This window comes from Bifidobacterium sp. ESL1118 (assembly GCF_058505595.1).
The window spans coordinates 933,924-947,893 of sequence record NZ_CP196371.1; the positions used below are offsets into that span (position 1 = coordinate 933,924).

Here is a 13,970-nt window from a genome sequence, read left to right on the forward strand (position 1 = left end):
CGGCTCACAGAGGCTGGAGTCAGGCAGATTGTGATGGATTGGAGTGTGAATGATGGCTGGTGATGAGATATCCGTGCCGAAGGCGATCCAAGTGCGAGGTGCCCGTGTGCACAACCTACGCAATGTGGATGTCGACATCCCGCTACACAGGCTTGTAGGCATCGCCGGGGTTTCCGGCTCCGGTAAGTCGAGTCTTGCGTTGGGAGTGCTGTACGCCGAAGGGTCTCGGCGGTACCTTGACGCCCTTTCCACCTATACCCGCAGGCGCATGACCGAGGCCGAGAAGCCGAAGGTCGATGCTGTGCGATTCGTGCCTCCCGCCTTGGCTCTCCGGCAAAGGCCGGGCACCGGTTCGATGCGTTCCACGTTCGGCACCTCGACGGAAACACTCAATGTGCTTCGTCTTATGTTCTCGCGTCTTGCCTCGCATCGTTGCCCGAACGGACATTATCAGCAGCCAACCATCAATGTGGCGGCTGAGATTCCCATTGTCTGCCCAGAGTGCGGCGAGTTGGTGAATCCGCCCAGCGCCGAGGAGATGGCATTCAATTCCACGGGTGCGTGCCCGCGCTGCCAAGGCACCGGCATCGTGCGCGAGGTCAATGATGCGGCCTTGGTGCCCGATGAACACCTGAGCATAGACCAAGGTGCCGTGGTGCCCTGGCGCACATTCGGATTCAACGTGCAGCCTGATATTGTCCGTGAGTTCGGTGTCCGCACCGATGTGCCCTTTAGCGACCTTACGGATGCGGAGCGGGACATCGTATTCAATGGACCTGAGGAGAAAAAGCACATCACCATCACGTCGATCAAGGGTGTGCATCACCTTGACTTCACCTTCCGCAACGCAAGGCTCACCGTCACCAAGGAGCTCGAAAGGGCGACCGACGAGAAACGTCTCAATAAGGTGTCCAAGTTCCTCGTCGAGCGTGTCTGTCCGGATTGCCAAGGATCACGTCTTAACGAAGTCGCTCGGGCGCCGCGCATCGGCGATGTCAATCTCGCTCAAGTGACGTCCTGGCCGTTGCGCGATGTGCTCGCATGGTCGAAGTCGGTGCCGCAAAGCTTGCCGGAAGACATGCAGGACATGGCGTCCAGTCTGGTCGAAACGTTGCAGAACATGGGTGCAAGGTTGATCGAGTTGGGGCTAGGATATCTTACGCTTGACCGTTCCAGCGCCTCGCTTTCCACGGGGGAGCGGCAACGGGCCCAGCTTTCGCGTGCCGTACGCAACGAGACCACAGGCGTGCTCTATGTGCTTGACGAACCATCGACCGGCCTCCACCCGGCAAACATGGATGGGCTCATTGGCGTGATGCGCGACCTCCTGGCTTCGGGCAATTCCGTGGTGTTTGTTGACCACGATGTACATGTGCTCGATGCCGCCGACCATTTTATCGAAATGGGTCCAGGGGCCGGAACGCGAGGCGGAACAGTTATTGCGCAAGGCAGTCCCGAGGATATTCGTCGGTCGGCGAATTCGAAGATCGCAGGTTTCCTTGATGCAAGTGAACCCGTGATGGTCAGGAAGCGTATGGCGTTGCCTGCAATGCCGGCGGCTTGCGGCGCGGATGTCCATGATGATCGTCTTGCCGGCCCTCCTGAAGATGGGAACGAGCACGCCGAGAGCCATGATGACGGCGGTTCCTCGGCATGGATAGCGATGAACACAAAACCCATCCATACGGTCCATGCGTTGAACGTCGGCATTCCTCGTGGACGGATGACGGCAGTGACCGGCGTTTCCGGATCGGGAAAGACGACGATGGTGCTTGAATCGCTTCTGCCCGCCTTGCAGGCGGCAAACGAAGGCCAGCAATTGCCTTCACATGTGCAAGCCATCGATCCTGCAGGTATAGAGCGGGTGCAATTGGTCGATTCCACGCCCATAGGCATCAATGTACGTTCCACAGTGGCGACGTATAGCGGGATCATGGATTTGCTGCGTCGGGCCTTTGCAGACACTGCTATTGCGAAGGATAGGAAGCTCAAGCTTTCCGACTTCTCCTACAACACCGGCTCGTTACGGTGCCCGCAGTGCGATGGCACCGGTCAGATCAGTCTTGACATTCAGTTTCTTCCGGATGTCACCATTACGTGCCCCACGTGTGCGGGGAGCCGTTATCGAAGGGAAGCCGCTGAAATCAAACTGGCCACGCGCTCATGCCCGCATGGGTTGTCGTTGCCTCAGGTGCTGGATATGGAGGTCGCCGAGGTGTTGAAGGTTTTTGCGGTATCGGACAAGAGGCGCAGGAATCCTGGACGTGATGCTTCTGCCGATTTGCCGGGCAAGCCGTCTGATGGAGACGAATCCACTGGCATTGATGACACCGAGTCGATCGCTCCGGCTCTGTGCCGTCGAATTCACAGGTCATTGAAGACATTGGACGATTTGGGATTGGGGTACTTGACCTTGGGCGAGGATACGCCGGCTCTGTCAGGAGGGGAGGCCCAGCGCCTCAAGCTTTCCAATGAGCTGGGCAAGCGTCAGGATTCCACGCTGTTTGTGCTCGATGAACCCACCACGGGCCTGCACCCGCTCGATGTGCGTACGCTGGTTGGCGTGTTGCAACGGCTTGTCGAAAGCGGGGCCACGGTGCTGTTCATCGAGCACGATCTCGATATGATCGCCAACGCCGACTACGTCATAGACATGGGGCCTGGTGGAGGCGACGAAGGGGGCCGCATCGTGGCCTGCGGCACACCGGATGCCATAGCAACGAATCCTGACAGTGTCACCGGGCGCTATCTGAAAAGACACATGGATCGAGTGTGAGGCCGTGATTGCACCATTGAGGTCACGTCGATGCAAGCCAGGAATCGTTTATTTTGGCTTTGCGGAATTCCAAGGTTTTCCGATTGTGAGGCTTGATGTTCAACTGGCGTGAAGGTGAGGATTCATCTGGATCGTGTGAGCCGGTGGTGTTGTGGCGTTTGGCTACGGGCTTGCAGCGATGTTGCAGTGATGCGGTAAAATAAAAGGTTGCTGCAGGTGGCGGCCGTGGAGCTCAAGGAGGGTGAATTTGTCGGATTGGCATGCATCGGTGTATGGTTCTCGCACCGGAAGTTTAGGCGGATTCGGCATTGACCCGAGTGAATATGGTGATTCGTGGGGCAGCTTTGACGAATATGATGGCGATGGCGGGGTGACGTTCGGCGCCCGTGCTGCTCAAGACCGTGTCAAGGCGCACAATCGGCACGTCATACCTGAAAAGGTATTGCAGCATAGCGCCGGAAGGGCCTATTTTAGGGCAGCGGAAGTCATTTCCAGCGGGCATATGGCCAATTTGCGCGCGGTGAAGACGGACGAAGGAGATACGCAGCTCAGCTGCACGGTGGCATCAGCCGCCTTCGGTCTTGACGACTATTCGGCCAATGCCCTGATCGACGAGAATCAGGGGAATATTGTCAGGTCCAGCTGCACCTGCCCTGCTTATGGCCGTAATGGCCGTATCTGCAAGCATGTTGTGGCTCTGATCATGAGTTATGACAAGACACCTGAATTGTTCACAGTGACCGGCAGCACAATGACAGCGGAGCCTCGGGAGACAAGATACACTTCGAAAAGCCTACGCCGGCTGATGAACGAGCAGAGCGCGAAACTTGAGAATCTCGCCAAGACCCGTCAGCTGAACTTGCTCAAAGAGGTCGGTAGCAGGGCTTCAGGCGGTGAAAGCGCCGTAGGGCAGCTGGATATGTATATGCCTTCCGGAAGTGTAGGGCTGCGTCCACAGCTGGAGCGTGAGGATGATGGGCATTGGCGGCTTCGTACCCACATCACCGTGGTGAATCGCCACATATCGTACGTGGTCAAGAACCTGCGTACGCTCTGCCAGGCCGTCGACAAGCACGACTTCGTTGCCTACGGACAGAAGCTTGCCTTCGTTCATACGCCGGAGTCGTTCGATGGGCGCTCGCAGCAGTTGATTGCGATTCTGGCACGAGCCTTGGAAATTCGGGATGGTGTCTCAGGGGGCTACATGCCGTACCGAAAAAGTGGCACCGAGGCCGGTGAGCTCCGACTTTCCGATGATGAGGTGGCAGATATCCTCAATCTGTACGTCGAAGCCGATGCCACGTTTGATTTTGTGCCGCAAGGCATGACCTCCGCTTCGTCGATTCCTCTCAGCGTGCATGATGGGGACCCTGAGCTGTTGCTCAGCATTGAGCCGTATGAATCGGTGCATAAGATAGACCCCTCTGCAGGTTTCATCGGAAGACGCGATCACAGGCCGCAGACGAATCATGCCCATTCGTCCTCAACGCCGAAAGGCTACCTGATCGAGCATGGCACCACAGTGGATTGCTTTGTTGTAGGTCATGCCTCCTCGTTTGTCATCGTTCATCGGAGTGGCGAATCAGGGTATAGAGGCGATTATCTCACTGGCCGTTCGAAGACCATGGTCTACCGATGTACCCGGGATCTGGTCAGCCAAAAGGAGTTGCTCTCCGTGCTCTGCGGAGCTGACGACGGTGATGGGCTCTATCTCGAGCCGGACGACGTCGAGGAGTTCGCCCAGACGGTGCTGCCGCTTTTGGGCGCGGATTCTGCCGCGCGGGATGAAGTCGATGCTGGAACCGAGCAGACTGATGATGCCGATGCCGGTACAGACAACGATGGAGGTCCACAGTCGGGGCAGAGGCGAAAGGGCGGTGTCTCGGTCAAATTGCCCGAGGAGTTGCTTCGTCTGCGTCGCGTGCCGTGCGTCATCGAGACGTTCCTCGACCGTGACGAGAACGGCGTCACCTGCGATATGCAGGCCAAATATGGAGAGATGAAATTCCATGTGTTTCTCGGCATCGGGCCCAAAGAGCCCGTGCAGCGTGACCATGATGCCGAGCGGCTGGCCGTTGAGGCGGCACGGCATTACTTCCCGGCGCCGGACGGCATTTTCGCCCGTATTCCTGAACGTGATGACGAGGCCATCTACAAGCTCATCAAAGAGGGCCTGCCGGTTCTTCGCAGCGTTGGTGCCGTGTATTGCACGCCTTCGTTCGACGGCTTGGCCAACACGAAGCACGCCGTGATGCGCATCGGCCTCAGCATCAAATCCGGGCTCGTTGACATCTCGCCCATAGCTGACGAGATCGACCCCTCGGAGGTTCCGGCGTTGCTCAAAAGCTATCATAAGCGTCGCAGATTCCACAGACTGAGCAATGGTTCGTTCGTCGACCTGACGGACATGGACACCAGCAAACTTGACGAGGTCAGTGCCGATTTGGGAGTCAAGCCAGAGAATCTGGCATCCGGATCTGTGAGCGTCCCCGCTTACGCCGCCTACTATCTGGAAAGCCAAACGGACGATGAGGATGAAAGCGAGGAATTCCGCAAATACTTCGATGGCATGAAACAGGTTGACCCCAAGGCGTACGAAGTGCCACGCTCGCTTGCAAACGTGCTTCGCCCCTATCAGAGCGAAGGCTTTCGATGGCTCAATGCTGCCTGTGACAAGGGTTTTGGTGGTATTCTTGCCGACGAAATGGGTTTGGGCAAGACTGTGCAGATGCTCTCGTTCTTGCTTTCCCGTAAGGCAGAGGCACGTGAGGTGGGTCCCAGTCTCATCGTCTGCCCGGCTTCGTTGGTCTACAACTGGGAGGCGGAGTGCAAGAAGTTCGTGCCCTCCATGAACGTCGTTGTGATGGCTGGGTCGAAGGCCGAGCGACGCATGGTGCTTAGAGACATCGCACTTGCGCAGCATCGGGATGAGAACTCGGGTGTTGGAGAAACCGATGCCGTTGCAGCAGAAGGTGGTTCGAATCGTGGCAACGTCGGCGGGAGCGGGGATGTACCCGATATCCTCATCACGTCCTACGATCTGCTGCGCCGCGACCTGCCCGACTATAAGAAGGTCCGCTTCTTCTGCGTGGTTCTCGATGAGGCGCAGTACATCAAGAACCATGCCACAAAGTCGGCGCAGGCAGTGCGCAGCGTGGACACCAGGCACCGGTTCGCCCTGACCGGCACCCCCATCGAAAACCGGCTTTCCGAACTTTGGAGCATCTTCGACTTCCTCATGCCTGGCATGCTGGGCTCCTATCGACATTTCCGCGAGCGCTTCGAAATGCCGATTCTTTCCGGTGACGACATCGTGCAGCGCAAGCTTCAGGTCTTCGTCGGCCCGTTCATATTGCGACGTCTCAAGTCCGAGGTCCTGAAGGATCTGCCCGACAAGATCGAGAACGTCCTCACGGTGCGTTTGGAAGGGGAACAGCGCAAGCTGTATGCGGCTCTGGAGCAGCAGCTGCGGGCCACATTGAACCATCAGAAGGACATAGAGTTCAAGACGGGCAAGATACAGATTCTCGCCCAGCTCACCCGGCTTCGCCAAGCCTGCTGCGATCCGAGGCTGCTGTTCGACAACGTGGGCAGCAATGTGGTGGTGGATGAACAACGGCCTTGGGGCGCGCCTGCACGCACGATTGAAGAAGCCGACAATGAGCAAGCCGCAGCCGCAAAGAAACGGGACGCCGCCGAATATGAGGCATCCCGTCACCCGCGTGTGGTGTCTTCGGCGAAGCTCGATGCTATTGAGGAGTTGGTCTCCAACTGCATGGATGCAGGCAAGAAGATGCTCATCTTCTCCCAATTCACCAGTTTTCTCGATCTGATTGCCGAACGGCTTCACAAGAATGGCGTGCAGTACTACACCATCACCGGCGAGACCCCGAAGCGCCGGCGGCTGCAGCTGGTCGACAAGTTCAACGCCGATGACACTCCTGTGTTCCTCATCTCGCTCAAGGCCGGGAATACCGGGCTTAATCTCACAGGTGCCTCCGTTGTGGTGCACGCCGACCCATGGTGGAACGCCGCCGCGCAGAACCAGGCCACCGACCGCGCCCATCGCATCGGTCAGACCAAGGACGTGAACGTCTACCAGATCGTCGCCAAGGACACCATCGAGGAACGTATCCTGAATATGCAGAAGGCCAAGAGCTCTCTGGCCAGCGCGTTCGTGGATTCCGCCGGCTCACAGTCCAGCTCCGGCATGGCCAGGTTGAGCAAGGACGATTTGCTGGCGCTGCTTGGCTGAGGATCGCGGAGATTGAGTGTGTCCTGTTGTTGAATCCCTCCGAAATCGGATTGGTGTGGTGCACTCGAGGTGCTGCACAATCTATTCATACCCAAGAAAACGATGTGAGTAGCGCGATTCCATCCACCCATCAGGACAGTAGATGGTGCGGTTGCCGTGATTGGCGAGGTTGCTGTTATCGCAATCTGTGGGGATGTTGATTGCAGGTTCGTTATGTTCTGCGGCTTCGCTTTCTAAGACGGGTCTGAGGTATGAATCGGTAATCCGTGAATCCGCAATGGCGTCGAGAAAAGCTTGGAATCCACGTTTGCGGCGCTCGGAAGGGGGGAGTTCGGTGTCTTCGTGTTCAAATGGATATGGCGAGGTGCACCAGACGGGGTCCGCTTCGATAATCAGCGGTACTATCTGATCGTTTGGCGGCTGGTGTGGTCCAGTCGCTTTGGCGGCTGTAGGAGTTCTGGAAGATTCTTGTGTTTTGGGTAACCGAGGAGAATCGGAAACGTCAAAAGTGCCGTACGATTCCTTCTGGTATCGTTTTTCGGCGACTTGCCGCTGGAACGCGACGATGACGCTGGCGTTGGAGAAGTTCGCCGCCTGTGCTGCCCGCCCTGCCGCCACCACGGCCTGATGCCGGTATGCCTCGTGGAACCGTGCGCCGTCGAAGATGGTGCGAATGCCATGGTTCTCGTCCGCTCCCGCTTCATGCACGCAGTATCCGCATGAGGCTGCTGCCTTGCCGCCGTGGATGAGTACGCACCATTCCTCGCTAATGTCTGGAATATGTCCGTTCAAGTCGATCAGCGCGTTTTCCGGTGCCGGTTCGAGCTCCTGTTGCAATTCGGACAAGGTGCGCCTTGCCGTGCGGAATCCGCTGATCCTTCCTTGGCTTGGACCGGACCACGGGAGCCCGCCGAATCCCTGAGGGTAGTGCTTCCAATGCAGGATGGTTTGCGCTGTTGCCATGGTGGTTTTACGACCTGACAGGTCGCCTGGTAGAGTTTGCGCCCAGTCGCGTCGCGGGGATTCAAGCAGCAGTCTGGGTGAGTCTCGTCTTGCCAGCCAGGCGTTGAACGCCACCAGCAACTCTGGTGCAATCCATACAGCGTCATCCGGACCAATGCCGGTTATCGGTTCCAAACCGTTGTGCAATATGCAGTTGAAGTCGTCATCAGATGCATCGCACAGATGTTCGAACCCCTCACCGACCCATGCCAACGGACTGACGACGTGGAGACGACGTGGTTTCGGAGGTGGTTTTGGACCGCCGGTTATAGTGCGTCGCCCGGTCGGATACTGCCGCGTCTGCGCAGAGTGACTGCGTCGTGGTGTATGCCGGTCAGATCCAACATCTGAGGTCATTGATTCCGTTGTCATGTGTCGGCTTCCCTCGATTTGGTTGTGTGTCTTTTCCTTGAGTTCCTATGGTATCCGATTGTCCGGCTCGTGGTGTGGCCCTGCATGCATATTCCCGTGTGATGCTTTATCCGCGTTCGGCGCAATTCAGACAAATCCACTAACATTATGTAATTGAAATGAGGTTGCCCTTCCTTCGATGTTCTGCTGCGTGACGCATGAGGAACTTGTTGATATGAGGCGCAATCCGACTCAACCAATGACTATAAGGAGTTTGTAATGACAAGAATCGCTGTTTTCGTGGGATCGCTGCGTAAGGATTCATACAATAAGTCACTCGCCAAGGGCGTGGAGAAGCTGCTGCCGGAAGGGACGGAATTCGACTACATCGACATGAATCTGCCGCTCTACAACCAGGATCTCGACTCCGATCTGCCGGCAAAGGTGGCTGAGATGAAGAGGACCGTCGAGGCGTCCGACGGTGTGCTGTTCGTCACCCCGGAGTACAACCGCAGCTTCTCCGGCGTGTTGAAGAACGCCATCGACTGGGCCTCCAGGCCATGGGGCCAGAGCTCCTTCGCCGGCAAGCCCGCCGCCATCATCGGCGCATCGATGGGCGCCTTGGGCACCACTCAGGCTCAGGCCCATCTGCGCAACGTGGTCTACTTCCTCGACATGCCGCTGATGAGTCAGCCAGAGATCTACATCGACGCCACCAAGGCGCTCGACGAGAACGGCGAGATCGTTGAAGGCTCACGTGACTTCCTGCGCGGCTTCGCCGAAAAGTTCGTAGCCTTCGTTGAGAAGAACAAGTAGTCTCGACACGTTCCACAGTGCGGAAGTCCGGCATATAAGGCCAATCAATGGCACAATGTGCCGGACTTTTGCATTTTCGGGCCAAATTCCGGCAACAAGTGCCATTGTTCGTCATTGCCTGCCGGACTTCGCGCCTTAGACGTGATGTGGTATATGTTGAAACTATGTGACGACGGGAAGATAGGGTGGAGGCATGAGTGCAAACGAAATGGGAACCTCTAGGCTGTCATCGGATTCATCGTCTTTGAGTCAAGAAGTCGCTGGAGGAACAGGCGGATACCGTGTGGTGGACAGACATACGCAGTATTCCGGACGCATCTTCGACGTCGTCTCGTGCGATGTGAGTTGCCCTGATGGTTCACGGGTTCAGCGCGACATCGTACATCATCCGCCGGTGGTCTTCATGCTGGTTCATAGAACGGACACCGATTCCTATCTTACGGAGACGCAGTATCGCGCAGGCACCGACCACCTCGACATGGAGCTTCCCGCTGGGTTCATCGAGCCGGATGAGGAACCTATGGCTGCGGCAGTGAGAGAGCTCAAGGAAGAGACCGGCCTTGACCTTAAGGCGTCCGGTGCAACGGTTCACATGCAGGAACACCCGATATATAGTTCTCCGGGGTTCACCGATGAACATGCCTATTGTTTCGATGTTTCGTTGGAGATGCCGGTCATGGGGCCTCGTCACCTAGACGAAGACGAGCAGCTGAGCTTTGAGTGGACCAATGCGCGGGATCTGCTTCAGCATCTCATCGCGGGTGACATACCTGCGGCCGTGGCCCAGGCGATGATCTACCATGAATTCTATGGTGCAATGAGCCATAGCTATGATTCAAGGCATAAGTGAGTAGAGATTTGTTTTAAGGAATGCCTGTAATTCTACGAATCCTTGGGGTCGACGATGACGAAGGTTTGCTTTTCCTATGGCCGCACATCATGGCGTCGGTGGTTCACTGATAGTTGAGATGTTCGGTATTGTAATTTGTGAGCGTTCACAATATTTGTTCTCTGTAATATATGTAGCAGTGAATCGGTTCTGCGATAGTTTTGTTCGATAATTTTCACATGATTGTTTATATGTGTGTTTTTTGTTTATTTTTGTACGAGAAAGGGTTGTTTTCTTACAAACGCCATACACTCATGCTTGCGTGGAGTTTGTATTTGCATCGTTAAACTGAAACGTGATTGGTGCGTCGATGGTCTATTGGCGTAAACCAAGGAAAGCAATCGTCGAAGGAGTTTTTGATATGCCGCAGAAAATCAAGGCATCGGTATCGTATGGCGTCGGCAAAGGTTTCGCCAAGCCTGAGGAAGTCGTCATTGACGACCCCAAGGGGCATGAGGTGCTCGTCGATGTCAAAGGTTCGGGTCTATGCCATTCGGATTTGAATTCAGTTGAGCAGCCAGGCTATACGTTCCCGATTGTGATGGGCCACGAAGTAGCCGGAATTGTGGAGGCGGTCGGACCGGATGTGAAGGAGTTCCATGTCGGTGACCACGTTGTGGCCTCCCTTGAGCAGGCCTGTGGTCATTGCAGAAACTGCATGGATGGGCAGCCGGAATCCTGCCTACACCCGGAGGAATGCCTACGCGCTCCGGGCGACACGCCTCGTCTTTCTTTCCCCGATGGAAGGCCGATTGTCCAACTGGCTGGTATCGGCGGATTCGCTGAAAAGAGTCTGATTCATGAGAACCAACTCGCCATTATCAATGAGAAGGTCAATCTGGCGGATGCCGCGTGTTTGGGTTGCGCCACCATTACGGGGGCAGGGGCGGCCATCAACACTGCGAAAATCCGCCCTGGGGATTCCGTGGCTGTCATCGGTACAGGCGGAGTGGGTCTCAACGTCATCCAAGGTGCACGTTTGGCAGGTGCAAAGTGCATCATCGCCATTGATGTGTTTGACAGCAAGCTCGAGTTTGCAAGGAGGTTCGGTGCCACTGATGTGGTGAACTCGAAGAAGGAGGATCCGATCGAGGCGGTGCGCCGCATCACCGGAGGTGGTGTCGACAGTGTGTTTGAGGTGATCGGGTTGCCAGCAACCATCCAACAGGGTTGGCAGATGCTTGGTGTGGGAGGCACGCTGTATTGCATCGGCATGGCTCCGGCCGGCACGAAAGTCGAGCTGCCTATGGACAACATCACCATGCTTGTGGGACGCCGCGGAATTCGAGGTGTGCTGATGGGAAGCACGAACATCAAGCATGACTTGCCCATGTACGCCGATTTGATTGCCGATGGCCGGTTCGACATGCACGATTTGGTAAGCCAGCACATTAATCTGAGCCAGATCGATGATGCCTATGAGCAGCTCAAGCGCGGTGAGGTCATCCGTTCGGTCATCACCGAATTCTGATTTCAATCGGCTCGATTGACCCATACGAATCGGTGTTTGCACGATGATGGGAAAACGAGGTTCCGGAATCCGTTGGGTTACGGAACCTCTTCAGTGGAATTGTTTGAGATTGAGCCCAACGGTCTACTTGCTGATGGGGTGAACTTTGAGTGGGGCCTCAGGGGCTTGAACCCTGGACCGACGGATTATGAGTCCGCTGCTCTAACCGACTGAGCTAAAGCCCCACGTTGGCAAGGCCAACAGCATAATGATAGCAAAGGCCCTGACCGCGTGCCGGATTGTAGTGTCAAACAGATTTATGGGATTTTCTTTGATACTATTCTGGGTCGCTTACGTTTCGGTCAGCGTCACAAAATAACGAATTTTCACCGAAAAATGTTATTTTGTGACGCAATATTGCAGAAGGGCGGCTCGGAATAACGAGATGGGCGGCGATCCTGTTAGTGAAAGCAATTTGATGCTGATCGATTTAGCTGGCATGCGCCTCGCGACCGGAGGCGAAGCGGTCGAGGGCGCCGGTGCGCGCGATGGCGCGGAAGAGATACCAGCTCAAGGCCCCAGCGATGAGCGTGCCGCCGATGATCTCGCAGATCATGTGGGTGATGCCACGCGGGCTGAGGAATGCCACACCCTGGAACTCGAAGAGCAGCACATAGATGCCGTATTCAATGGCGGTCAGAGCCCCCGAGGCTAGGGAAAGCGGCAGATTGAACTTGCGGTAGCGGTTCAGCGCGAACGGCAGTTCGCTGAAGATGCCCTGAATGATGGCCGAGGCGAAGACGAACCCGAACGAGTAGCTGTTACCGAAGAGCATCTCCGCGCAGCTGCCGACAAGGTTGACATAGAGCGCCGCTCCCGGCTTGCGGATGATGAGGATGGCCAACGGCCCGGAGAAATACCAGAAGGCGTGCAGTAGACTCGCCAAACCGGGAAGCAATGCTCGCAGCAATGGTGAGAGAGCAGCATAGGCGAAGTTGAAGCCCCAGAAAATCACGCCGCAGGCTACGCCCAACGCCGCTCCGAGTGCGATATCGACGGGTCGCCAGCGAAGACGATGAGGCTGCAGGACCTGTGGAGCGCAGGGAAACGCACGGGGTGTGCGAGAATTGCTGGCAGGTTTTGGTGGTTCGGAATCGTTGAGGGGAACGGTTGGCGATTGCGGAATCGGCCGTGTGTGTTCGTCCATCGGTGCCTGTGGATTAAAATTGGTGTCTGATTGCTGATTTTGGGCGGATTTCGCCATCTTTCCTCATTTTCAGCTGCGTACGGTATATGTCTGCCGGTGTCCCCTTGACCTACGCAGCCCGGACGAAGACACCAACAGCCACTGTATCAGTGAACGTTGCGCCGCGCGCGAAGATCGAGACGGAATGCGATAGAAAGTCCATAGAGCGTAGCATCAAGTTGGCTTATATCGTCTGGGTGATATCGAAACATTTGGACTCGGATTTCAGGGTTACCCGTTACTTTTGGCACATCGCATCTGCGCGGTGGAGCCTGCATGATTGATGATGTCATGCAGATGTCATGCAATTTAAGGTTAGGTGTAACTATGACAGCGGAAACCATGCACGCCGGTGCAGCAGAGCGGCAACGGCAATATCAGGAAGAACAAACAAAAAGGACCACAGAGCCGGGAGCGGTGGTGTTGGATGCTGAGCAGATTATGCGCAGCCCGGGTTCCGGGTTCACGCTTGGACCGGTCAGTCTGGTCTTGCACGAGGGCGAGATGACCGCGGTCATCGGTGCCTCTGGCTGTGGCAAGTCGTCGCTGTTGCGCGCCTTGGCCGGCATGGACGCTCTGGGACGCGGTTCGGTGACGTTTGACGGTATGCGGCTCGACAAGCTTTCGGAAAACAAGCTCGCCGAGCTGCGCAGTTCACGGTTTGCCTTCATTTTCCAGGACTACATGCTGCTGGAGAATCTCACCATAGGAGAGAACATCGCCTTGCCCGCCTCCGTGCGTGGCGAAGACATGGAAATCGAGCGCATCCTGCGGGCGCTGGCATGCGTTGGGCTGCAGGGCAAACCCGTGGACACTCCGGTGACCAGTCTCTCCGGCGGCCAGCAGCAGCGGGTCGCCATCGCGCGTGCGCTCGCCATCGGGGCGCAGGTGCTGTTCGCAGACGAACCCACTGGAAATCTTGATCCCAAGTCCCGAGATGAGGTGATTGCCACCATACGTACATCAATGAGCGCCGGGCTTGGCACGGCGCTCGTGGTGACTCATGACCCCGTGGTGGCCGCGGCGGCCGACCGTATCGTGCTCATGGAAGCAGGGCGTATCATGCGCGAGTTTCCCCATGGGCTTGCGGCGGAGCAGGTGGAGGAGTTGCTGCTCGGGCTTGGCGTGCAAGGCGTTGCTGGTCTGGATTCGGAGGCTGCACGATGAGTCGTATGAAACAAAATC

The 13,970-nt window shown here is 56.6% G+C and carries 8 protein-coding genes and 1 tRNA gene; 6 read left to right on the forward strand and 3 right to left on the reverse strand.

The window, feature by feature from the left end; genetic code table 11:
• The first annotated feature begins 49 nt into the window (after nucleotides 1-49).
• Both ACSYSS_RS03625 and ACSYSS_RS03630 read left to right on the forward strand, forming a co-directional pair.
• A complete protein-coding gene (locus ACSYSS_RS03625) occupies nucleotides 50-2,776 on the forward strand; it encodes an excinuclease ABC subunit UvrA (protein ID WP_491704106.1) in 2,727 nt (908 codons plus the stop codon).
• A 247-nt stretch (nucleotides 2,777-3,023) separates the two neighbouring features.
• Nucleotides 3,024-7,031 carry a DEAD/DEAH box helicase gene (locus ACSYSS_RS03630; protein ID WP_491704107.1) on the forward strand — a complete coding sequence of 1,336 codons (4,008 nt, stop codon included), beginning with the start codon at nucleotides 3,024-3,026 and terminating at the stop codon, nucleotides 7,029-7,031.
• Between the two features lie 81 nt (nucleotides 7,032-7,112).
• Here ACSYSS_RS03630 and ACSYSS_RS03635 read toward each other — a convergent pair whose 3' ends face one another.
• A complete protein-coding gene (locus tag ACSYSS_RS03635) occupies nucleotides 7,113-8,405 on the reverse strand; it encodes a hypothetical protein (RefSeq protein ID WP_491704108.1) in 1,293 nt (430 codons plus the stop codon).
• 258 nt (nucleotides 8,406-8,663) lie between these two features.
• Here ACSYSS_RS03635 and ACSYSS_RS03640 point away from each other — a divergent pair, with 258 nt between their 5' ends.
• The 3 genes from ACSYSS_RS03640 to ACSYSS_RS03650 all read left to right on the forward strand — a co-directional run bounded on the left by ACSYSS_RS03640 (nucleotide 8,664) and on the right by ACSYSS_RS03650 (nucleotide 11,560).
• Nucleotides 8,664-9,200, forward strand: a complete 537-nt coding sequence (locus ACSYSS_RS03640) for an NADPH-dependent FMN reductase (RefSeq protein ID WP_491704109.1) — start codon at nucleotides 8,664-8,666, stop codon at nucleotides 9,198-9,200.
• Nucleotides 9,201-9,393: 193 nt separating this feature from the next.
• Nucleotides 9,394-10,050, forward strand: coding sequence for an NUDIX hydrolase (locus ACSYSS_RS03645; RefSeq protein WP_491704110.1), 657 nt, complete (start codon nucleotides 9,394-9,396; stop codon nucleotides 10,048-10,050).
• A gap of 400 nt (nucleotides 10,051-10,450) precedes the next feature.
• Nucleotides 10,451-11,560 carry a zinc-binding dehydrogenase gene (locus ACSYSS_RS03650; RefSeq protein ID WP_491704111.1) on the forward strand — a complete coding sequence of 370 codons (1,110 nt, stop codon included), beginning with the start codon at nucleotides 10,451-10,453 and terminating at the stop codon, nucleotides 11,558-11,560.
• A 150-nt stretch (nucleotides 11,561-11,710) separates the two neighbouring features.
• On the opposite strand, the gene ACSYSS_RS03655 is transcribed toward ACSYSS_RS03650, so the two are convergent.
• Nucleotides 11,711-11,784, reverse strand: a tRNA-Ile gene (locus ACSYSS_RS03655).
• Between the two features lie 245 nt (nucleotides 11,785-12,029).
• On the reverse strand, nucleotides 12,030-12,803 hold the full coding sequence (locus ACSYSS_RS03660; RefSeq protein WP_491704112.1) for an ECF transporter S component: 774 nt from the start codon (nucleotides 12,801-12,803) through the stop codon (nucleotides 12,030-12,032).
• Nucleotides 12,804-13,112: 309 nt separating this feature from the next.
• Between ACSYSS_RS03660 and ACSYSS_RS03665 the strand changes: the two genes are divergently transcribed.
• On the forward strand, nucleotides 13,113-13,952 hold the full coding sequence (locus tag ACSYSS_RS03665) for an ABC transporter ATP-binding protein (RefSeq protein WP_491704113.1): 840 nt from the start codon (nucleotides 13,113-13,115) through the stop codon (nucleotides 13,950-13,952).
• Nucleotides 13,953-13,970 lie beyond the last annotated feature (18 nt).